Annotated in this window: 21 protein-coding genes and 2 pseudogenes; 8 read left to right on the top strand and 15 right to left on the bottom strand. The window is 37.5% G+C overall.

What is annotated here, in order from left to right:
• Positions 1–4 precede the first annotated feature (4 nt).
• Together CIL03_RS16725 and CIL03_RS16730 are read right to left on the bottom strand one after the other, a co-directional pair.
• Entirely contained in the window at positions 5–1018 is a 1014-nt protein-coding gene (locus tag CIL03_RS16725; RefSeq protein ID WP_094887033.1) for a cytochrome d ubiquinol oxidase subunit II, read from the bottom strand.
• Positions 1015–2364, bottom strand: coding sequence for a cytochrome ubiquinol oxidase subunit I (locus CIL03_RS16730; RefSeq protein ID WP_165767994.1), 1350 nt, complete (start codon positions 2362–2364; stop codon positions 1015–1017). The genes CIL03_RS16725 and CIL03_RS16730 overlap by 4 nt, the downstream gene beginning before the upstream one ends.
• A gap of 504 nt (positions 2365–2868) precedes the next feature.
• Between CIL03_RS16730 and pdxK the strand changes: the two genes are divergently transcribed.
• Entirely contained in the window at positions 2869–3684 is an 816-nt protein-coding gene (gene pdxK / locus CIL03_RS16735) for a pyridoxine/pyridoxal/pyridoxamine kinase (protein ID WP_094887035.1), read from the top strand.
• A gap of 121 nt (positions 3685–3805) precedes the next feature.
• On the opposite strand, the gene CIL03_RS16740 is transcribed toward pdxK, so the two are convergent.
• Positions 3806–4213, bottom strand: coding sequence for a secondary thiamine-phosphate synthase enzyme YjbQ (locus CIL03_RS16740; protein WP_240508120.1), 408 nt, complete (start codon positions 4211–4213; stop codon positions 3806–3808).
• A gap of 144 nt (positions 4214–4357) precedes the next feature.
• On the opposite strand from CIL03_RS16740, the gene CIL03_RS16745 reads away from it, so the two are divergent.
• Positions 4358–5017 (top strand): GntR family transcriptional regulator, encoded by a 660-nt coding sequence (locus CIL03_RS16745; protein ID WP_094887037.1) that lies wholly within the window; start codon positions 4358–4360, stop codon positions 5015–5017.
• A gap of 157 nt (positions 5018–5174) precedes the next feature.
• Here CIL03_RS16745 and brnQ read toward each other — a convergent pair whose 3' ends face one another.
• From brnQ to CIL03_RS16770, 6 genes are all read right to left on the bottom strand, one after another.
• Complete coding sequence (gene brnQ / locus CIL03_RS16750; protein ID WP_094887038.1) at positions 5175–6530, bottom strand: branched-chain amino acid transport system II carrier protein; 1356 nt, start codon at positions 6528–6530, stop codon at positions 5175–5177.
• Positions 6531–6904: 374 nt separating this feature from the next.
• Positions 6905–9208 (bottom strand): RNA polymerase recycling motor HelD, encoded by a 2304-nt coding sequence (helD, locus tag CIL03_RS16755; protein WP_094887039.1) that lies wholly within the window; start codon positions 9206–9208, stop codon positions 6905–6907.
• A 21-nt stretch (positions 9209–9229) separates the two neighbouring features.
• On the bottom strand, positions 9230–9370 hold the full coding sequence (locus CIL03_RS19925) for a hypothetical protein (protein ID WP_165767992.1): 141 nt from the start codon (positions 9368–9370) through the stop codon (positions 9230–9232).
• A gap of 84 nt (positions 9371–9454) precedes the next feature.
• Complete coding sequence (locus CIL03_RS16760) at positions 9455–11590, bottom strand: heavy metal translocating P-type ATPase (RefSeq protein ID WP_133087840.1); 2136 nt, start codon at positions 11588–11590, stop codon at positions 9455–9457.
• A complete protein-coding gene (locus CIL03_RS16765; RefSeq protein ID WP_094887041.1) occupies positions 11571–11945 on the bottom strand; it encodes an ArsR/SmtB family transcription factor in 375 nt (124 codons plus the stop codon). Before CIL03_RS16765 ends, CIL03_RS16760 begins: the two co-directional genes overlap by 20 nt.
• 148 nt (positions 11946–12093) lie before the next feature.
• Positions 12094–12945 carry a DUF72 domain-containing protein gene (locus CIL03_RS16770; protein ID WP_094887042.1) on the bottom strand — a complete coding sequence of 284 codons (852 nt, stop codon included), beginning with the start codon at positions 12943–12945 and terminating at the stop codon, positions 12094–12096.
• Positions 12946–13056: 111 nt separating this feature from the next.
• On the opposite strand from CIL03_RS16770, the gene CIL03_RS20295 reads away from it, so the two are divergent.
• On the top strand, positions 13057–13182 hold the full coding sequence (locus CIL03_RS20295) for a hypothetical protein (protein ID WP_276282965.1): 126 nt from the start codon (positions 13057–13059) through the stop codon (positions 13180–13182).
• Positions 13183–13345: 163 nt separating this feature from the next.
• A complete protein-coding gene (locus CIL03_RS16775) occupies positions 13346–13765 on the top strand; it encodes a VOC family protein (protein WP_094887043.1) in 420 nt (139 codons plus the stop codon).
• Positions 13766–13892: 127 nt separating this feature from the next.
• Here CIL03_RS16775 and CIL03_RS16780 read toward each other — a convergent pair whose 3' ends face one another.
• The 3 genes from CIL03_RS16780 to CIL03_RS16790 all read right to left on the bottom strand — a co-directional run bounded on the left by CIL03_RS16780 (position 13893) and on the right by CIL03_RS16790 (position 16646).
• The gene (locus CIL03_RS16780) at positions 13893–14501 is read right to left on the bottom strand and encodes a TetR/AcrR family transcriptional regulator (RefSeq protein WP_094887044.1); all 609 of its coding nucleotides are present in this window, start codon (positions 14499–14501) and stop codon (positions 13893–13895) included.
• Positions 14502–14538: 37 nt separating this feature from the next.
• Entirely contained in the window at positions 14539–15132 is a 594-nt protein-coding gene (locus CIL03_RS16785) for a GNAT family N-acetyltransferase (RefSeq protein WP_094887086.1), read from the bottom strand.
• Between the two features lie 422 nt (positions 15133–15554).
• Positions 15555–16646, bottom strand: a complete 1092-nt coding sequence (locus tag CIL03_RS16790) for a PfkB family carbohydrate kinase (RefSeq protein ID WP_094887045.1) — start codon at positions 16644–16646, stop codon at positions 15555–15557.
• Positions 16647–17023: 377 nt separating this feature from the next.
• Here CIL03_RS16790 and CIL03_RS16795 point away from each other — a divergent pair, with 377 nt between their 5' ends.
• The 4 genes from CIL03_RS16795 to CIL03_RS16810 all read left to right on the top strand — a co-directional run bounded on the left by CIL03_RS16795 (position 17024) and on the right by CIL03_RS16810 (position 21355).
• Entirely contained in the window at positions 17024–17932 is a 909-nt protein-coding gene (locus CIL03_RS16795) for an EamA family transporter (RefSeq protein ID WP_094887046.1), read from the top strand.
• 213 nt (positions 17933–18145) lie between these two features.
• Entirely contained in the window at positions 18146–19162 is a 1017-nt protein-coding gene (locus CIL03_RS16800; RefSeq protein ID WP_094887047.1) for a carbohydrate kinase family protein, read from the top strand.
• Complete coding sequence (locus CIL03_RS16805) at positions 19146–20063, top strand: pseudouridine-5'-phosphate glycosidase (RefSeq protein ID WP_094887048.1); 918 nt, start codon at positions 19146–19148, stop codon at positions 20061–20063. The genes CIL03_RS16800 and CIL03_RS16805 overlap by 17 nt, the downstream gene beginning before the upstream one ends.
• Positions 20064–20173: 110 nt before the next feature.
• Positions 20174–21355 (top strand): NupC/NupG family nucleoside CNT transporter, encoded by a 1182-nt coding sequence (locus tag CIL03_RS16810; protein ID WP_094887049.1) that lies wholly within the window; start codon positions 20174–20176, stop codon positions 21353–21355.
• 244 nt (positions 21356–21599) lie between these two features.
• On the opposite strand, the gene CIL03_RS16815 is transcribed toward CIL03_RS16810, so the two are convergent.
• From CIL03_RS16815 to CIL03_RS20435, 3 genes and pseudogenes are all read right to left on the bottom strand, one after another.
• Positions 21600–21986: a hotdog domain-containing protein gene (locus CIL03_RS16815; RefSeq protein WP_094887050.1), complete on the bottom strand. Its 387-nt coding sequence runs from the start codon at positions 21984–21986 to the stop codon at positions 21600–21602.
• A 595-nt stretch (positions 21987–22581) separates the two neighbouring features.
• A pseudogene (locus CIL03_RS20185) lies at positions 22582–22815 on the bottom strand (AraC family transcriptional regulator); the annotation flags it as partial.
• Positions 22814–22897: pseudogene (locus CIL03_RS20435) on the bottom strand (LysE family translocator); the annotation flags it as partial. The pseudogenes CIL03_RS20435 and CIL03_RS20185, both read right to left, overlap by 2 nt.
• Between the last annotated feature and the right edge of the window lie 89 nt (positions 22898–22986).

The following is a 22986-nucleotide window of genomic DNA, read 5'->3' on the forward strand; positions in this document are numbered from 1 at the left end:
AGCGTTATTTTTTCCCTTTCACATAATCTGCATCGAATAAAAATAGTTTCATCAATAATATCAGTGAGGGAATCAGCAAACATAATCCTGCGATAAATACAACGATCAGGGCAATACCAGTCGATTCATGTGTAGCATTTTCATAAATCGTAATATAAGGATCCAGTATATACGGCAGATGGCTTGCTCCATATCCGAAGAAGGCAAAGAAAAATTGCAGCATTACACTAATAAATGCCAGACCATAATATTTCTCCGCATAAATTAAACCCAATGCGATCATAAAAAACCCTACAGATAAGCCAAACACCCACCAAAGATCCATCATGTTACTGTAATGTCTGTGGTTATGTTCACCTAATGCGATAAAAGTTGTCAGTGAAGCGACAATAGTCGGTGTTGCCCAGAACAGCGCATATTTCCGAACCAATTTTAATGCCTCTGTATCATTTGCTCTTGCTGCATAGAAAGTCAGGAAAGTCGCGCTGATGAAAAGCACGGACACGATTGCCAGGAATACAACACTCCAGGAATAGGGGCTGGTAAACAGCTCCAGATATTCCAGTGAAACGACGCCGTCTCTCTCCACAATGAAGCCACCTTCAGACATCGTCAAAGCAGTTGATAATGAAGCAGGAATCAGCAGACCGGTAGCTCCATACAGAAACATATAGACATTACTCTGCTTTGACCCATAGTTTTCAAAAGCATAAAACGAGCCCCTTATTGCAAGGAGGATGATGGCAATACTTGCTGGAACCAGTAATGCCGTCCCATAATAATAGGCAGAGTCCGGGAAAAATCCAACAATACCAACGAAGAAAAAGACAAAGAACACATTCGTAACTTCCCAGACCGGTGATAAATATCTGGATATTAATTGATTGATAATGTGGTCTTTCTTAGTGATTTTCGCATAGTACGCAAAGAATCCTGCACCAAAGTCAACGGACGCGACAATCACATAACCATAAAGAAAAATCCATAAAACCGTGATTCCAATTATTTCATAGCTCATTCGTTATCCCCCTTTTCTATCACAGGGTATTTTTTCTCGAGCTCTTCCTCGGCCGGACTGTTGCGAAACATTCTTCTTAGAATAACTATACACAATACACCAAGCAGCGTATACAGCCCCAGGAACAGAATAAACATCAGGCCAACATGAGGGGAAGAAGTCGCCGCTTCCTCAACTGTCATATAGCCACGCAAAATCCAAGGCTGCCGTCCTTCTTCAGCAAAAATCCAGCCAAATTCAATTGCCAGCATAGCTAATGGACCTGTTAACACAAGAAGTCTCAGCATCCATTTATTGTGCTCATTCCATTTCTTCACTTTACTTATAAATAAATAAACTAGTGAAATTGCCGCCAGATACATACCAATGACTACCATTAGATCAAACATATAATGGATCCATAAAGGCGGGCGCTCTTCTTCAGGAAATTCTGCTAAACCGGTTACTTCACTGGTAAAATCCCCGTGTGCCAAAAAGCTCAGTAAACCTGGCAGGCGAATTGCCCCGGCTGGAACATCGTCATCATTAAGCCAGCCAAATAATATTAAGTCGGCACCCTCTTCCGTTTCAAAGTGCCATTCAGCAGCAGCCAGTTTTTCAGGCTGATGTTCTGCAAGAAATTTTGCGGAGAAATCTCCCGCCAATGCAGTTAGAAGTGCAAATATAAATGTAAGTGTTACGGTCAGTTTCAACGCTTTTTTATGATATTCAGATGTTTTCTTTTTTAATAACGAAAAAGCTGCAATGGTTGCTAAAATAGCTGCAACCGTTACATAAGCCGAACTTAAAACATGGAACACCTTTGTTGGGGTAGCAGGATTCAGCATTGCATCAATTGGATTGATTTGCGCAAATCCGCTCGCACCTGTTGTAAAACCTTCAGGTGTATTCATAAATGCATTTACGGTTGTTATAAATACAGCTGAGAGTCCACCGCCAATGATTACAGGAAGTGACAGCAGCCAGTGTGTATATGGCTTTTTAAATCGATCCCATGTATATAAATAAATCCCAAGGAAAATAGCTTCAAAGAAAAATGCAAAGACTTCCATGAATAATGGCAGGCTAATAACATTTCCAGCGATTTGCATAAAATTTGGCCATAATAAGGATAACTGAAGTCCAATTGCTGTACCCGTTACGACCCCAATAGCAACCGTTATAACAAATCCCCGAGCCCAGCGTCTGGCTAACATCAAGTAGTGCGGATCCTTCTTTTTAATCCCGATAAACTCAGCAATCGAAATCATTAAGGGAACCCCGACACCAAGTGTTGCAAAAATAATATGAAACCCAAGAGTCAGTGCTGTCAGCAAGCGACTCATTAAAACCGGATCCATTTCCATCACGGTATAACCTCCTTATGTTACTCCTGTTGTTACTATGTTCAATATTGATCAATAATTAAGGTAATTGTTTTTAGATTTTATTTTCACTATGCACATAGTATAAACTATTTTGATATGTAATAAATGCCGTGGTATTGACAATTGAATGACATTCCAAGGAACTTTCCGTGACATATCTAGGGAAGGATTTTTCATATCTGTAGAGTTCCCTGAATAAGTCCGAAATAACCTTTCTTTTCCATCAAGTGATATTATGCGGCTTTCAGTGAAGGTCGTTTCTGATGAAAGAAAACATAAAAGGTGAAATGACCAATAAGTTAAGCAAAAATATTTTGATCAGAAAGATAATACGGCTGCGGATTTGAACACTCTCAATCAAACGTTTGATTAACCTTATTTGATGGGCAGAATTCCATAAATTTATACTTTTCTTGATAGAAAAAATAGTATATCCTAGTAACAGACACAGAAAACTACGAATTACAGTTTGGAGTGAATCAGATGACAATGAAGAAGACTTTAACACTTGCTGGCTCAGACTCAAGCGGCGGCGCAGGAATACAGGCAGATCTGAAAACGTTTCAGGAGCATGGCGTTTATGGAATGAACGCACTTACTTCTATTGTTACCATGGATCCAGATAATGGTTGGAGTCATGGTGTATATCCAATAGACGTTGATATTGTTGAAAAACAATTGAATACCATTTTGTCTGCAGGCATTGATGCAATGAAAACAGGAATGCTTGGTTCAGTGGATATTATTGAGCTTGGAGCAAGAAAAATTGATGAGTACAAGCTTGAAAAATTTGTACTTGATCCTGTTATGGTATGTAAAGGAGAGAATGAGGTACTGCAGCCGGAAAATACCGATGCTATGCGTGAACTTCTTCTTCCACGCGCAACCATTGCTACTCCGAACTTATTTGAGGCCGGTCAGCTTGCACAAACTGGTCCACTTAAAACGATTGATGATATGAAAAATGCAGCAGTGAAAATTCATGAACTGGGTGCCAAAAATGTCATTATTAAAGGTGGCAAAGCTCTTGATCATGACAAAGCACTGGATCTTTTCTATGATGGAGAAGAATTCACTCTGCTTGAAAAGGATAAACTTGATACAACGTATAATCACGGCGCAGGCTGTACATTTGCAGCTGCAATTACAGCAAATCTGGCTAATGATAAATCTGTCAAAGAATCCGTAATTGCCGCAAAAGATTTTGTTACTGCGGCAATTAAACATGGCTGGAAGCTGAATGAATATGTAGGCCCTGTAATGCATGGGGCGTATAACAAATTTGGAAATGAAAATTAATTCGGAACTAAAAGCCGCGAAGTTAGGGTTAATCCTGACTTCGCGGCATTTTTTTAGAAATTTTATTCCATACTGCTCTCACTAATGTTCCATCTAATATCCTTCTTATAAAGGCTTTCCGCTAACCTTCCATCACCTTCACATGGACTTTTCTTGATCTTGGACCATCAAATTCACAAAAATAAACACTTTGCCAGGTTCCGAGTACCATACGACCATCCGAAATAATCAATGTTTCACTTGCTCCAACAACAGAGGATTTCATATGACCGTCCGAGTTTCCTTCCATATGGATGTACTCTTCCTTATTAGGGAACGTTTCATTAAGTCCCTGTTTCAAATCTGTTTTCACATCCGGATCAGCATTTTCATTAATCGTTATCGCTCCAGTAGTATGTGGACAATATACTATCATTATCCCGTCACGAATCCCGCTTTCTTTTAAAATGTCCCCTAAATCTCTATCCAGATTTGTGAACGACTGCTTTTCATTTGTAGAAAGATTAACCGTAAAAAAGCTTTTAGCCAACGTCTTCATCTCCTTTAGAAGAGAATAACAAATAATTGTTCAATAGCATAATAAAAATCTGATATATTGTATATTAATAAGCCCATTTTTATTGTATAATAGAGTTTACAAGATTTCTTTAATTTTATTTGGAAGGTGATTCTTATGCCCGTACCGACAGATCATACAAAACCGTCCCGGCAAACTGCAAAAGAAAGCGCATTCAATCAGCTGCAGCAATGGATAATAGACGGGACTTTGCTTCCCGGTGAGAAATTAAATGATACTGAACTGGCCCAGGCTTTAGGTGTAAGCAGAACTCCGGTCCGGGAATCTCTGCAGCTTCTTGAGGTCCAGGGTTTTGTAAAAATGTATCCCGGTAAAGCTACACAGGTTACAGAAGTGGAAAGAGAATCAATCAAAGATCTCTTGCCGCCATTAGCTGCTTTACAGGCATTATCTGCTGAATTAGCTATTTCCAATTTAACTGATGATATTATTACATTACTGGAAAGCACCAATAAGCGATTTGCAGAAGCCATTCGTTCCAAGAATTTTTATGCTGCTTTAAAAATTGATGAGGACTTTCATCAAATTATTGTTGATACCGCAAACAACCCATATATACATAAGCTGATCACATCACTTCAGGGACATGTGAGAAGGTTATTTTTTCACAACTCCATTACATTGACCGAAAAGTCTATAGCAGAGCATGAAACAATTATAAAATTAATGAAAGAACAGGAAGGAGAAAAGGTTTCTGCTGTCATGAAGGAAAACTGGCTCCGCACGATAGAAGATTTCCGGGAAGAAAATAAATAACCATAGATCGGTATCAATTGAATACTGTTCTATAAAAATAATAGAAGGATTAAGTAAGGTAACTCTCACTGTCTTTAACCCGTAAAATAAAGAGGCTATCACCATAATTTTAGTGATAGCCTCTTTTCAATTGTCATGTAACCTATATACAGCCTATTTAGGCATTTACTGTCTCTACTTTATGCTGCAAATGTGCAATAACACCCGTAATTGCAATAACCACTAATGCCGGAATCAGCCAGCCAAGTCCTTGATTATATAATGGCAATGCATTTTCATAGAAGGATATAATTGGAGTCATCCATCCGAACTCAACACCAAGTGATCCACTTAATGCTTTTAGACCATCAAACGTACTAATCAGTAATGTAACTCCAATTGTTGACACATACACCATTCTTGCATCATTGAACAATGGTGATAAAAAGGCCAATAACATCAGAACAATTGCAAGTGGATAAAGGAACATCAGTACAGGAATAGAAAAGGCAATAATATTCGCTAATCCAAAATTCGCTATGACGAATGTTATTACAGAAAAGAATACAACCAATGTTTTATAGCTGAGTTTCGGAAGCAATGTATGGAAGTATTCCGCATTTGCTGTAATTAGTCCAATCGCAGTCGTTAAACAAGCGAGAATAATCACGACTGCCAGCAATACAGAACCGACTGTGCCAAAGTAATAAGATGCAGCACCGCTCAGAACTGGTCCGCCTGTTTCAAAAAGCCCCAATGCTCCAGTGCTTGTGGAACCCATGTAAGCAATTCCCAAATAGATAATGCCAAGCAATGCAATCGCAATACTACCAGATTTAGCAGTTGCTGAAAGTATTTCCCCTTTTGATGTGACACCCATGGAACGAATAACATTAATTACGATAATCGCAAACACAAGAGAGGCTAATGCATCCATCGTATTATAGCCTTCCAGGAAACCTGTCATAAATGCCCCGCTTGTATAGCCCTCCTGAGGTGTCCCCATTGAGCCCATCGGGTTGACAAAAGCCATTACCAAAAGAACAAGAAGCAGAACAACTAAGCCAGGTGCTAATATTTTTCCGATATTATCCACGATCTTTGCCGGATACAATGAAAATAAAAGTGCTATAGCAAAAAAGATGATAGAAAAAATAAGTAAACCAATTTGCTGTGATCCCTCTCCCACAAATGGGGCAATCCCTACCTCAAACGCTACGGTACCTGTTCTTGGTGCAGCAAAGAATGGCCCAATGGACAAATAAAGCAATGCAGTAAAAAAGATTCCATAAGCAGGATGAACCCTGCTTGCCAATTCCTGTAAGTTTCGGCTTCCCGAGAATGCCATTGCTAAGATTCCAAGCAGTGGCAACCCTACTCCAGTTATTAAAAACCCAATTGCAGCCGGCCATAGGCTAGATCCAGCATATTGACCCAGCTGCGCAGGGAAAATTAAATTTCCAGCCCCAAAAAATAATGCAAATAACATGAATCCGATAGCAGTGTATGATGATAATGACAGCTTGTTCTTCATTCTCTTGTCCCCTCCAGGATGTGTATATTATTTTGACATTAGCTCAAATCTTCAGACAATTAACGCGTTGTTTGAGCCGTATGCAATATATCAGTGTGACTATAATACTATCTTTTTTAGCAAAATGCAATATATTACATGAAAAAACATTATATTTTAAAAAATTTGTAAAATATTTTGTCAATTTGTATTGTAAAACATGTTAATAGGTGCTATAAAATTAATGGATAGGAAAGTTTTCATCATGAAAACAAATGGAGCTGTACATGACTGTTTATGGAATTAGCTACTGTCATATTTTATACATACTTTAATTTAAAAAAACGATCAACTCTTCTAAACAAAGTCAGAAGTTGTTGATCGTTAACAGAAGATTAATCTATTGCATACGTTTCAAGTGGAGCCTCTGCAATAAACATGCAGGTTTCGTCTGCACTTACCATAATCAATTCATGCATCGCTCTGGTGCAGGCTGTATAAAAAAGCGTTCTATCTGATTCAACAGTATATTTCGATGCATCAGGGAGAATTACAGCATCAAACTCAATTCCCTTCGCCAGATACACTGGAAGAACCAATATCCCTTTTTCAAAGGAATACGTTTCTTCGTTTACTTGTTTCAAATTTAACTTATTCATTAATAAATTAAATATCTCTTCACTTTCCTCTAATGTTTTGCAAATAAGGGCGATTGTCTGATAGCCCGTGTCTTTAAGACTTTCCACCTCATTTATCAGAGCTTCCTCAAGCCCCTCTTGATTTTTCATCCCTTTAAGTTTCGGCTTGCTGCCATTTCTCTCAAAAGCCTCGATTTCCTCATGGCCTGGTGCAAAACTTCTTGTAAACTCTGTGATTTGTTTTGTTGAACGGTAGCTTTTCGTCAGCGTAATTCTCTCATGCTCCCAGGGTTGATTTTTCGGGATAAGCGGGTTTTCCTTTGTTGTATTTGTATAGATTGCCTGATTGATATCTCCCAGTAAAGTCATCCTGGTATACGGAAACAGACTTTTGATTAAAGCAAACTGAAAGGCTGAATAATCCTGTGCCTCATCTATAAATAAATGACGGACAGAACGGTCTGTATTATCACCCAGCAGTTTTCCTTTAAAATACAGATAAGGTGCAGCATCCTCCCAAGTTAAAGATTTTCGGGATAAATCGAGTGCTGTTAACTGGCAAATGTCCCTCCAGTGTTCAGGGCTGTTTCCCGGCTCCCATTCTGTAAAAAGCTTTTTATAAGTTGCTGATACATGTACAAACTCATACAGTTTTATAAGACGTTTCATTTTTGAAAATACCTTTTTCACAACAGCTCTGCGCAAAATTTCCTCCTCCATTGCCGCATTGCCCTCTTCATCTTCATCTCCAGCCTGTGATTCATAATATGCTTTTAAATAGGACTCTTTGTCCAGCAGCTCTACCTGCTCCATCACCCAATCTTTGTCCTTCTCCTGCCGTTGATGATACTGTAATTCCTTTAGAAGCCATTTAGAAACAAGCTCCATTTTATTTGGTATCGCTATTTCATCATCCAGAGAATAAAAATAATCATAAATTTGCTCCTTGGAAATAAGGACCTGGTTGCGAAAGCTGATATTTTTAAACTGAATATCATGAGCTTTTAAATAGGAAACAAATTCTTCGATAATAGATTTAAATGCAAGACTGGATTTAAAATCCATGCTTTTCATTCGAATGGAATAATCTTTTTGATTCGTTTCTGCCAGGACATATTCCATTTGTTCAAATGGGGATTCAATCGTAAATTTATTTCCAATCCCATCCACTAGATAGTCTAAAAAAGTAGTTTGCCTTACGTTTGCTTCGCCCAACTCTGGAAGCACATTCGAAATATAGCTTGAAAATAATGGATTCGGTGAGAAGAGAACAACATTATCGGCGTTCAGCTCTTCTCTGTAGCGGTACATTAAGTAGGCGATACGCTGCAAGGCCGCAGATGTCTTCCCGCTGCCCGCTACTCCCTGCACGATTAAAAGGTCACTTTTTTCATTTCGAATAATTTTATTTTGTTCTTGCTGAATGGTAGCTACAATACTTTTCATTGTGGTGCTGGCATTATTTCCAAGTGCCTGCTGCAGAAGGCTATCACCTATCGTAACCCCTGTATCAAACATGCCTTTAATCATGCCCTGTCTTATAATAAACTGTCTTTTAAGGGTTATCTCTCCTGCTATTGTTCCTTCGATTGTTTCAAAGGCAGCCTCACCCGGTGAATGGTCATAGTAAAGACCGGAAATCGGTGCACGCCAGTCATAAATCAGAAAGTCCTCATCATCACTGTCCATCAGGGAAGATATTCCAATATAAATCTGGTCCTCCTGATTTTCTGAATCCTCCAGGAAATCGATTCTTCCAAAATATGGAGAGTCCTTCAGCCTCTTTAAAATTTTCAGTTCTTCTCCGACTTTTCCATGGAATCTTTCCCTCTCCGATAGTAATTCCGCCTGTTGCTTTAGGCTGGCCTGTGTTTCAATGACATCATCCGGCTCATCCAGGTTTACGGTAACATCTTCCCAGAAGTTTTTCCGAAGTTCAACAACACTTTCCTTTAAATCAGATGATTTGGCATATAGCTTTTTTTCTTTTTTGTTGATCTCATGGATGACATGATCGACACGGTCTTGCTCCATCTCACGGCTATTATTTTCATCACTCATTAAATCAGCCCCAATCTATTTTTAATTATCTCTTGACTTCTCAAATGGTAATTGATACAATATAATTGGATATTTGTATTTCAGTGGTCTAAAAATCAAATACTTTAATAGCATACCATTTTTAATCATCATCGGCAATAGTAATTGGATTAGTATATACATAAAAATCAAAATCCCCTTTTGTAAATTATACAAAAGGGGATTTTTTAAAGCAGACCCGCAAGCCAAATTAGAAAACAGTCTCTATTAATTACTGTATTTTGTTCTAATAAGTCTTAATGAGTTAAGTACAACTATAATTGTTGCACCCATATCTGCAAATATTGCAAGCCAAAGTGTCAGCCAGCCCGGAATAACCAGAAGAAGTGCCGCTGCTTTTAATGCAAGCGCAAAAGAAATATTTTGTTTAATGATTGCCAGCGTTTTTCTGCTTAAAGCAATCGTATATGGCAGCTTTTCCAGGTCATCAGCCATCAGTGCAATATCTGCTGTTTCGATAGCAGCATCTGTCCCGGCACCACCCATAGCAATACCAGTTGTTGCAGCCGCTAATGCCGGAGCATCATTAACACCATCTCCAACCATCGCTACATTTCCATGCTGTTCTTTCAGCGCTTTAATGGAATTTAATTTGTCCTGTGGCAGAAGCTCTGCCTTTGTTTCACTTAAACCTAATTCCTTTCCGATTGCATTCCCTGCAGTCTGATTATCACCTGTCAGCATCACTGTTTTTTTGATTCCAAGCTTGTAAAGCTTTTGGATAATCGGCAGACTGCCTTTTCTTATCTGATCTGCTACTGCAATTAAGCCCTTCACTTCCTGATTCGTACCAACTAACATAACAGTTTTCCCCTGCGTTTGTAATACTTTAATTTTATCCATTGCATCAACTGGAATTTCAAACATCTCTTCAAACAAACTTGGGTTGCCAATGTAATATTCGGCAGAGTTTATAACAGCTCTTGCACCTTTTCCAGTGATGGATTGGAAATTTTCTGCAGTGTAAGCTTCAGTATCTTCCTTTTTTGCCTTTCTAATTATTGCTGAAGCAAGTGGATGCTGCGAGAACTCTTCGATGGCTCGGGAAAGACCCAGAATTTCCCCATCACCAATCTCGGCTAATTGAATTATATCAGTAACTTCCGGTTTCCCTTCTGTAAGTGTGCCTGTTTTATCAAATGCAATTACACTCAATCGACCAGTTTCTTCAAGATGGATGCCACCTTTAATCAGCACCCCATTTCGTGCAGCATTCCCGATTGCTGTAACAATTGCTACAGGTGTCGAGATTACCAGGGCACAGGGACATCCAACAACTAGTACAGCCAATCCACTATAAACCCATTCAGACCATACTCCACCAAAGAATAATGGCGGGATAACTGCCACTAACAGTGCAATCAGCATAATAGCTGGGGTATAATACATTGCAAACTTATCAACAAATTGCTGAGAAGGTGCTCTTTCAGCTTGCGCTTCTTCTACTAAATGAATGATTTTTGCAATGGTGGTATCTTCTGCGTACTTGGTTACACGGACTTCCAGGAATCCTTCCTCATTCAATGTTCCTGCAAATACCTCTTCACCTGGAGTTTTTTGAACCGGAATGGATTCTCCTGTGATTGCCGCTTGATTAATAGAGGATCGGCCTTTTATCACTTCTCCATCCATTGCAATTTTTTGCCCTGGTTTAATCAGCATCAAATCACCAATTACAACATCTTCCACATCTATTTCCACCGTCTCGTTTCCTCTTTTTATCAGTGCTCTGTTTGGAGCGATATCCATTAATAATTTAATTGACTGGCGTGCTTTATCTATAGAATAGCTTTCCAGCGCTTCACTCACTGCAAATAAAAAGACAACTACAGCACCTTCCGCCCATTCCCCGATAATTGCAGCACCAATCACAGCAATGGTCATTAATGTTTTCATATCAAATTGCAGTTTTGTTAAGTTCATTAATCCAACCTTGAATAAGCTGAATCCACCAACTAATATAGCTGCCAGAAAGGTACCAATTGTTATGGAATGTGTTTCTCCTAATTGAAAATAGGATACATAGCCTATAATGATCAGGAAAAGAGAAATCAGTGCCGTAATATTTTCAGTTTTCTTCCAAAATACTTCCTTTTTCTCTATTACACGTTGACGCTCCGGGAATACTTTAATTTTGTCAAAGGCTCCTGCTTGCTCAAGCTGTTCAATTGTTGCTTCACCTTGAACCGTTATTTTTGCAGCTCCAAAATTAAGCTGGACATGCTCAACCGTGTCAATATCCCGAATATTTTTCTCAAACTTTGCTGCACAATTTGTACATGATAAGCCCTGCAAACGATAGATATTCTTATCTGCTGCCACTTCAAACACCCTCTTTCGCATGTACCATTGCAATGGAAACCAGCTGATGGATGTGTTGATCCTTCAGTGAATAGAAAACTAGTTTCCCTTCCTTGCGATATTTTGCCAGGCCCATTTTTCTCAGCAATCGTAAATGATGGGAGGCTGTAGCAGTAGATGCTTCAATAATATTTCCCACATCACACACACAAAGTTCCTCTTCCAATGTAAGTGCATAGGCAATTTTCAGGCGGGTAGCGTCGGACAGTGCTTTGAAAATCTGTTCCACTCCATTAACCTGTTCGATTTGTGGCTGAATTCTATTTACTTTTTCTTCGTCAAAACAGAATATTTCACATGTATCATTAGGCGATTTTTCAGTTAATGATTTACTCATAGGAACACCTCATTCAAATAATTGTTTGATTATTTTTATGTTATGCTTCTTTGCTTATAGTGTCAACAAATTCAAATGAATGTTAGAATGTTTTTAACCCGCAGCATTGTTAATATGCTGCGGGTTTAGAATGGTGTTTTATAAATATCTAAAATAAATCCAATTGTCGTGGTGAAAGTCCTTCATACTCAATACCAAGCATCGATTGGAATTCTTTAGCATTACCTGCTGCATCTCCACCGGAATTATTATTGAACAGGACGATAATATCTTTTGACTCCCTTGTCAATTGGCTTAATCTGCCTTCCCACTCCAATAGCTCTTCCTTATTATATTTATATAAATAACGGACTTCTCTCCAATTTGTATCTTTATCTTTTGGCTTCGTCCATCCGTGCAGGTTTCTGCCATGCATACGAACCAATGTTATAGTTGAATTAGTCACTTCCGGAACGATAGGAATAGAGCCATCCCCCGCTTGTGGTTCGTCAGCGATTGAATGAATCCATCCTTCCTCCTGCATAAAGGAAAGTGTACTTTTACGATAGCTGTCATTGAACCATGACTGATTCCTGAATTCCAGAGCTACCGGGATATCTCCCATCATTTTTTTACAGTACCTCAGATAAGTCACATTCTTTGATCTGCAGTCAAACCATGGCGGAAATTGAAACAGGACCATTGCAAGCTTATTTGCTTCCTGATAAGGTTTTAAAGATTCTTTGAATGCATTGAACATTTCTGCTTTTGATTCAAAAGGAATATCTTTTCGCTGATGACCGGTCATCCCTTGATATGCCTTCACAACAAACCGAAAATTCTTCGGGGTCTCTCTTACCCATTTAGAAGCATTGCGCAGAGGCTGCACTGCATAAAAGGACGCATCCACTTCTACAACGGGAAAATGACTGCTGTATTCGGATAGTTTACTTGCTGGTTTTATATCAGCAGGATATAAGGAATAATGGTCTCCCCAGCCTGTTAAACCTATGTATATCATTCGAGTTCCCTCCTTTTTCAATCATAGCATATCTATGTTTTATTAATATTGATAACGGTAATCGTACTTATAAGCAGAAAACATTCAATACTGCCTGAGAGAGGTGATACGATGTCAAATTCAGAAAAAGGACAGAAGCAGAGTGATGACTCTTTGGAGCAAAAGAAGAAAGCAAACGATCCAAATCAGGATATCGAACCACAACGTGAAACAAATACGAATCCTAAGCAAAAATAAATAATAATAAAGTAGTCTTCCTCCCCTTCTAAACAAAGTGGCCTTAAACTTATTTTCCGTAGGTTAAGGCTACTTTTTATTGTTTTTTGCTGGATTAACAGGAACCCCCTCACATCATCCAGAAATTAAGTAAATAAAAAAATTTTTTCAAAGGAGAGGCTCTATGATTAAAGTAGGAAGTATATTCATCCCGGTTACAAATATCGAGCAAGCGACGGAGTGGTATGAAAAACATCTGGGCGTTAAGAAAATTGAGGGCTGGGGAGAGGGTGCAGGTTTTTATTTTCCAGACAGTGACACCCAGTTGGGATTGATAGAGGTGGAAGAAACTCAGCCTTCTGAATTTGTTGTTAAAGGCGACAGGAAAAATTCTTATTTTAACTTTCTAGTTAAAGATATTGACACTATCTATCACGAACTCAATAGCAGCGGGGTTAAAACTACTGAGATTGAGGATTTTAATGGCATGAAGCATTTTGACTTCTTTGACTTGGATATGAATGCATTCAGCGTTGTGGACGAACCTGTTGACTCCCCCTTTCATAGAGATAATGTAAAAATGATGCAGCAAAATAGGAAATAGGATTAAAAATCATGAATGCTCAAGCCTAACTGGTTTGAGCATTCTTGAATTCATAACTTCAATCCTTCGCTATCATAGCCAGCCAATTTATATCTGCTTCCAAATGCAGCGGTACTAATACATTAGTTCAATCATGACCGTCCCTTATTAAAAAACCTGTAACTATTTTAAGACTAGGTGTTTCGAACCTTTCTCCCATAGTAAGTTTAATCATCATCAACCCTTGTATGGATGCCAAAAAATAAAAAGCCATTTCCGAAGCATTTCCCTGTTTAAACTGATTATATTTCTGACCCTTTTCGATTAATCTTATTGTTTGGTTTAACATTGCATCACTCTGTTTGTTAAGATCCTGAATTTGAAAAGAGGGCTCTTCCATGCTCAAGGATTGATTCATAAGCATGTAAAATTCTGCTATTTCATCATCATTATTAAGATCATCCAAAATTTCCAGCGTAAACTGGCGAATTAATTCTATTGGTGACTCATCACTTTGGAACCTAGTAACTATTGCTTCTAATCCTTCAGCAGCGTAGGAAATCAGCTCATTAAATAAATCCCCTTTGGTTTTATAGTGACGGTACATCAGCCCTATACTGATTCCTGCATTTTCTGCAATATCCTTTACACTTGCAGCTGCAAACCCCTTTTTTGCAAATAGCTTTATTGCTGCCGAATGAATTTTATTTCTTGTTGCTGTTCTCATTGCCTCATATTGTTCTTGCGTTCTAGGCAAAATTATCCCTCCCTTTTCCAACAGAAACTTATATTTATTATTTAACATACTTTAAGGATAAGAGATTATTGATTCCACTTTTCTGAGCTCTCTTTTCAGGAAAAGTCTTTCTTTTATATTCTTCAAAACCTAATTTTTTGTATAATTTCATTGCAGGAATATTCGTATCAGCTACTTCTTCAATTACGTAATCATTGTACGTAGCATTCTTAAGAATATGACGTATAATCTCTGATGCTACACCTTGTCCCCTGAATTGAGCAGCTGTTCCAACAAATTCAATCGAGCCTGTATTTGGAGGGAAATTTTCAAAAGGAGCTTCCCATTCCTTTTTTAAGACTATCCCTGCAATTCCGCCTCTTATAAGACCTAAGTGATTCCGCAGTTCTTTTTTATTAAGTTTTATCGATAAAGTTTTGCCATTTGTGCATGCGGCCATTCCAGCAACTTTGTCATTAACTACAGCTAAATAAAATTGATCTAAAGCAAACATGTGAGCAAAAGCCTTTGCAATTTTGTTTTTATCCTTGGAAAAATAGTCTAGCCACTGTGAAAACCCTTCTGCAAAAATTTCAGACATTTGCGTCCTTACATCCATAGTTACTTTATCTGCTTTTACAATCGTAAACATATCACCTCTTGATTGCATTTATAATTCACCTCTGTTTTTATAATGAATGAATATATTTTCATTATAAAAACTATGGACTATTTTGTCAAATCAACTTTCTGTTAAATAGGAAAGTGAGAATCATCGGAAGGACAATGAAGGCTTATCGAATAAAAAAGACTAAACCCACTATGAGATTTAGCCTGAATTTATATTAATTTTGATTAACCAAAGGAGTTGGAGTTATTGCATATTTTTTCTCTAGCTGCTCTACCTTTTATCCAAATTTGAAATAACCTATTGCTTCCCCGTTGGTTTATCTCCTATTAATCCAAATAAAAACATTTGAGAAAAAGCAAACTTATTGTATGTCTTAGAGACAACGGAAGGAATTGTCAAATCAAGATCCCAGTAGGTGGTTAGTATTAGGTAATAAACCTCCTCTATAACCCTTCTTCTGCTAGAGCATATATTTTTTCTGGTCTTAGTTCAGCGGATACAGAGCGCTCTGTTTGTTGTGTAAGGGAGTAACCGGCTAGCCCCAATTGACATGCACGTGACAAAGAGTCACCGTTCATGATTCCATAAATTGCACATGATGCAAATGCATCATCTGCTCCTGTTTCATCAACAATATCAGTCTTGTATGGTGGCAAATGTCCGGATTCCTCCTGTGAAGCATAGTAGATACCATCATCAGGCAGCATAATAATCACCTTTTTCACTCCGCGTTCCTGGATTTTTTCATTGGCAGCATGAAATTCCTCCGCTGAATTTATAGCTGATCCAATCAGCATTTCCGCTTCTTCTTGATTAAGAATCAACAATTCCACCCCCTCAAGATCATAAGGTAGCCTTTGCGCTTTTGCTGAAGATACAGGGTTAATGTACAGAGGGATGTTTTCATCTTTACACCGCTCGATTAAAAAACGAATGCAATCCTCAGGAATATTCGTATCTAAAAAGATAGCTTGTGACGCAGCAATGAAAGACCATTTTTCTTCGATCATTTCAATGGTAATGTTATCGTATATATTCATATCCGCCATGGAAACAACCATCTCCCCATTGACATCCAGCAAAGCAGTATATGTTCCTGTCCGCTTTGTCGCCAAAATCCAAACTTGGCTTACGTCAACCCCTTGCTTTTTCGTTTCTCCTATTATCCATTCTCCTTCTCTATCATTTCCTACACAGGTCATTAGCGAGGCGTTATGACCAAGCCTGCTTAAATTTTCAGCAAAGTTCCGCGCAACTCCACCACAAACTTCCGTTATTTTGACTGGATTGGAAGAATGAAGATGCACCTTTTGATCAGACTTGGCTTTCCGATCCGTATTCGCACCGCCAATACAGACAATCGATGAATCTTCTTTTAGAACATAGGCACGCCCTTTAATTTCCCCAAGCCTTGTCAGATTAGCTATATAGTTTGCAACAGCTGATCGTGATAATCCAACCTTTGCTGCTAGCTCCTGTTGTGAAATATAGGGATTTATTTTTATATGGTGTAAAATCTGATTTTCCTTATTCATGTAAACTGCCTCATTTCTGATTAGAAAAACTTTTTAAAAGATAAATTAAAAATTTGATTTAGTAAGTCCCTCCAGTTTTTCAAGTTAATGCTGGCTAACTAGGGATTACTTTCCATTAATCTTAGGCAAAATTCAACTGGCTATTTTAATTATATGGTAATTAGTTATTGTCAAAAAGTCCAATCTAGGTTTATAGTAAAAGCTATTGATTTTTTTGCAGGAAACTAAACGTTTAAAAATAAAAACCTGGCTGAGCCTTTATACGGCTAGCTTTGTTCTACTTATAGTGATAGAAAATGGATCTAACTTTCCTGTCTCACAGATAAGTTTGCTCCTTAAAATCAATATAAAATTAATATATTTGGAGGAATAAAGCAATGAAAACTTGGATTTATCCACTTTTGGTTATCATAGCGGCCAGTAGTTATGGTGTCGTATCAACAATAATTAAACTGGCTATGCAGAAGGGATTCACAGCATCGGAGGCAATTACAGGTATGTTTTTAATCGGCTTTTTCCTTGCCTTTTGTATTTTTGTACTGATAAACCGGGGAAAACTAAATTTTAACGGTATGAAAATACTTGTTTTGGCTGGAGTTTTAACAGCCGTGACAAATATTTTATATAGCCGCTCCCTTATTTATGTACCAGCTTCACTTGCAGTCGTTCTTTTATTTCAATTCACCTGGATTGGAATGCTGATTTCCTGTATCGCTAAACGGAAACTGCCAAGCAGGATTGAATTTATTTCATTAATCGTGTTATTTGCAGGAACTATCCCAGCTGCAGGCTTGATCGATGTTGATTTAAGCCAAATTCCCATTCAAGGCTGGTTGTGGGGACTCGCTGCTGCAGTCTGTTTCTCCCTTTTTATTTATATTAATGGGAAAGAAATTAAAGGTATGGGAACATCGAATCGGTTGCTGATCGTTTCGCTTTTTGCTTTTATTACAACTGCAATCCTCCAGTCACCAGAGATTATCTGGAATGGAACTTTATTCGATGAGGGGTTATGGATCTATGGATTGGCGTTAGGATTATTTGGGATGATTATTCCAGTCTTCTTATTTTCGCTAGCCATCCCAAGAGTTGGATCGGGTAAATCCTCCATTCTCAGTGCTTTTGAGTTACCTGTTGCCGTTACAGTCTCCGTTCTGCTGCTCGGGGAATCGGTAACCTTCCTGCAAATAGCAGGTATTGCTGTTATTATTATTGGAATTGGATTGCCTTCGATAAAATGGAATGACAAATTATTAATCAAAAAAGCCTATAAAAAATATATTTAAGCAAAAACAGCTCGGTCCGATAACTGCTGACTAAACCTTATAATTTCTGCTCTAAACGAAAGACATTCTTCCTACCTAAGAATGTCTTTTTTTGTTACATAGTAGGCAATAGACTTCTTAAACTAAATAATTATAGTTGACATTTTGAGATGAAAGCGTATACTAGGACATAGGTTTAACGAGTAAACATTTGTTTATAAAGTTTGAAAGAAGGTGAGAAAAATTACTCACGATAGTTATAACAAAACATCTGTAAGAAAGAACCCCTCTGAAAATACAAATAAAAAGCAACCGATCATTTGTGTAGGGGGAGCTAATATCGATAGAAAATTCTATGTAAAGCAAGCAATAACTTCTGGTACATCCAATCCAGTAAATTCTTCAAAAACTATTGGGGGTGTTGCGAGAAATATAGCTGAAAACTTGGGGAAACTTGGCGAAGAAGTTGTTTTAATTTCAGTAGCCGGCAATGATTTAGATTGGAAAGAGATTGACCTTGTATCATCACCATTTATGAATTTAGAACATGTAACACAATTTGATCATGCAGCAACTGGCTCTTATACGGCAGTTTTGGATCAACATGGTGACTTAGCAATTGCATTAGCAGATATGGACGTTTTTGATGAAATTACTCCTGAATTATTAAGGGGCAAAATAGATATTCTTAAACAGGCAAAATGTATTATCATCGATTTGAATTGCCCTAGGGAAACTGTTGATTTTCTTAGCCAATTCACAATTGAACATCATATTCCATTGATTGTGATTCCAGTTTCATCTCCGAAAATGAAAAGACTACCGGAGTCATTAGACGCAATAAGCTGGCTTATTGTAAATAAAGATGAAACTGAGACATTTTTAAATATGAAAATAAGCAATATTGATGATTGGAAATACGCTGTTAAGAGATGGCTGGAATTAGGCGTTAAAAATGTCATCGTCACAAATGGAGCAGAGGGTGTCGTTCTTGGAAATGAAAATGGAGACATCCGCTATTACCCAGCAATTCATACACCAGAAGTAGTTGATGTGACTGGAGCTGGAGATTCGTTTTGTTCCGCTGTAATCCATTCCTGGCTGCAGAAGAAAGACATGAATTATATTATCCATTCCGGATTAGTGAATTCACATAAAACCATAACTTCACAATATACCGTTAGACAGGAATTATCAGAACAACAAATTAAAATCGACATGGAGGAAATTTTAAATGAAAAATTATCTTGAATTATCAAAAGAAGTGCAAGAAGCAAAAGACGCAGGGAAAGCAATTGTTGCATTAGAATCAACGATTATCTCACACGGAATGCCTTATCCTCAAAATGTAAAAATGGCTCGTGAAGTAGAACAAATCGTTCGGGATAATGGAGCGGTACCAGCTACGATTGCAATTATCGATGGAAAAATTAAAATCGGTTTAACAGATGAAGAGTTAGAAGTATTTGGCAATAGCTCAGGAATTGCTAAAGTATCAAGACGTGACTTGCCACAGGTTATCGCAACAAAACAATTAGGTGCGACAACAGTTGCTACAACAATGATTTGTGCTGAAATGGCTGGAATCGAAACATTTGTAACAGGTGGTATAGGCGGCGTTCATCGTGGTGCAGAAACAACAATGGATATCTCAGCAGACTTAGAAGAATTATCACAAACAAATGTAGCTGTTATTTGTGCAGGTGCTAAATCAATCTTGGATCTGGGACTTACATTAGAATACCTTGAAACAAAAGGTGTTCCTGTAGTTGGATATGAAACAGAAGTTCTTCCGGCATTCTATACAAGAAATAGTGAATTCAAACTAAACTTCTCTACAGAATCTGTAGATGTTATAGCTGATACAATGAAGGCAAAATGGGATTTAAACCTGGATGGCGGACTTGTGATTGCGAACCCAATTCCTGAAGAACATGCAATGGATGAGGATTATATCAATGGAATCATCAGTCAGGCAATCAAAGAGGCTGAAGAAAATAATATTATTGGTAAAGACTCAACACCATTTTTACTTGGTAAAGTTAAAGAACTAACAGATGGCAAGAGCCTTGATGTAAATATTGAATTAGTAAAACACAATGCTAAAATAGGCAGCCGCATTGCAGTCAGCTTTAACAACAAAGCGAAGTAAACAATAAAGACAACGCAACTTCTATAAACTTTAACAAATTCAGATTTAGTTTATAGAAGTTGCTTTTTTAACACTAAATGAGAACGCTAACAACCAAGAGGTGAACTAACATGGGTTTTTTATTTTTTATAACCGGTATTTTATTTGTTTTTCTAATTGCATATCTATTTAGCTTCAATAGGAAAAATGTAAAATATAAACGTATTTTAATCATGTTGGCTGTACAAATTATTTTAGTCTACTTCATGATGAATACAACAGTAGGTCTTGTTATCGTTACGAATGTAGGTGAATTTTTTGAAGGCCTGATCGAAATTGCTAACGCAGGTATCTATTTTGTATTTGGCGGTATCGTGAATGAAGGAGAAGCACCCTTTATATTTTCAGCGTTATTACCTTTAGTATTCATCTCCGTTTTAATAGGAATACTGAATTATATAAAACTATTGCCGCTTATCATCAAGTACATAGGCTGGATTTTAAGTAAAATAACAGGAATGGGTAAATTAGAAAGTTATTTTGCAGTATCTACTGCTGTGCTCGGTCAGCCAGAAGTATTCTTAACAATTATTAAACAGATTCCATTACTATCGCAGAGAAGACTCTACACGATTTGTACTTCTGCAATGAGTGCTGTGAGTATGGCGATGGTTGGTGCTTATATGACAATGATAGAACCAAAATATGTTGTAACCGCAGTCGTACTAAATATTTTTAGTGCGCTCATCGTCGCAAATATTATTAATCCATATGATCTGGAAGAAAAAGACGATTTAATAGGATCCGATGAAGAGGAAAGGGTTCCATTCTTCCAGATGGTATCGCAAAGTGTAATGGATGGTTTAAAGCTTGTTGTTACTGTTGCTGCAATGCTTTTAGGATTTATTGCGTTAATAGAGCTAATTAATGTAATTTTCCTTGGCACATTTCAAATCTCATTCGAAACACTTATCGGCTACATTTTTGCACCAATAGCTTTTATCATGGGGATTCCATGGGCAGAAGCTGTACAAGCTGGCAGTATTATGGGAACAAAACTTGTTACAAATGAATTCGTTGCCATGTTAAGCCTTGGTGAAATTTCAGCTGATTTATCTGCAAAAACCAATGCCATTATCTCGGTCTATTTAGTCAGCTTTGCTAACTTTGGAACAGTGGGCATTGTTGCAGGCTCCATTCGATCAATTAGTGAAAAGCAAGGAAATTATGTCTCGAAATTCGCTTTAAAACTATTATTAGGCGCAACACTTGCCTCTATAATCTCTGGAACTATTATGGGACTTGTAATTTAAGAGCATATGAAAAAGACAGATGATTGTTCATTTTGCAGGAAAGAAGATGTTTGAAGGTTTGAAAGAATCTCTTATACAGAAGGAGAATCGTTTAAGATTGTATAGTGTATGAAAAGACTGGTTCAATGAGTCTTATACTGTGCGTTTAAAAGACATCGCTTATTAGATAAACTTAATATGCGATGTCTTTATTTTTACGAAATAACAATCTATTTATTCTATTTTAATTTTGTTCACCGCCGGACTAATTCTCTATTAATATTACTCCCGCAAAGTTTCCGCTTAATACTTGTTTCACATTTTGATTTGTGCATAGGAAAGTTGCCAAAATAGGTATTCGATTATTGTCTTTCCGTTCAAGTTTTTCAATCGTCACTTCACATCTTATTGTATCACCGGTAAAGACAGGTCTCAAAAACTCAAAATTCATTGTACGTGCCAGTACATTGTAATCGCCGCCAACCTTTGTTGGTAATGTGGCAGTTAACAACCCTTGAACCACAAGTCTCTCCAACTTATCAGGATTAGAATGGTGGTTCCCTTCATCCTTGGATACTTTTGTAAATATTTCAACATCGCTTTTAGTAAATGTCCGTTCAAATCGAATGATATCTCCAACATTCAAATTCAATTTATATCCCCCTGAATAGTTTGGTAGAAAAATCTAATAATTAGGCTTAGAAGCTAGTTGCAGCAGTTTTTACTCATTCCCTAGTTTTTTCATGCTGTGTAAATATCATGTCATGCCAATTTTTTGGCTTGATGTTCTTATCCATCCATTCTTTTTGTGGTGCTGTATAAGGAGCTGTGGCGATTAAATAATTATTATGCCAGTTTGCTGCTCCTGAACGAATCATCTCGTCAAGCAGGATTTGGATAAATTCTTCTGGCTGAAGCTGAAAAGCGTAGCGTGAATAATCTTGGAACCATCCACAACTTAATAAGTAACTATCAATCTCTTCTTTTGGTAATCCGTTTTTCATGATTAGTGTAAATGAAAAAATTCTTTTGCAGGCATGCCATGAAACCTTCTCTGGATTTCTTAACCATTTTTCTAGAAGTCTCCTAGCTGTATCAATGGAACGAAGTGGATCGTCTATCTGAGGTCCATGTCCTGAATATGCTTGACTAATTCGGAGTGTGGACACTCTATCTAAACTTTCTAAAGATCGCTGGATTGATGAAACACCCTCTCGATAGATATTTAACCAGCCGACATCATTTCTGTGAAAAAAGTATTGGTATGGAGTAATACCAGTATGAGACTTGAACAATCTAATAAACTGAAATTTTGATAGATGAAGCTCTCTACTAATCTCGTCGAGTTTAAGAACATTCCCTAAGTCAGAACGAAGCATATCTTTTGCTTTTCTAATAAGAGTATTATCTTTCTTTAAATCAGTTGAAAGATTTGTTTGAATAAGACTATCTATTAGGGATATGAATAGTTCACTACATAACGGTCGATAAAATGACGATATTCGTTGATCCCGGAGTAAAAGTCACAATAAAGCTGTATATGATAAAAGATGTAATATCCATGATGAAAACTCCTTTCAACGTTCTCATATAAATATACATCTATAAACTTAATGGGATATAGTACATTATTGCAAGATTATAAAAAACAA

Origin of the sequence: Virgibacillus indicus (genome assembly GCF_002266285.1) — a bacterium.
Lineage (GTDB): Bacteria > Bacillota > Bacilli > Bacillales > Amphibacillaceae > Virgibacillus_K > Virgibacillus_K indicus.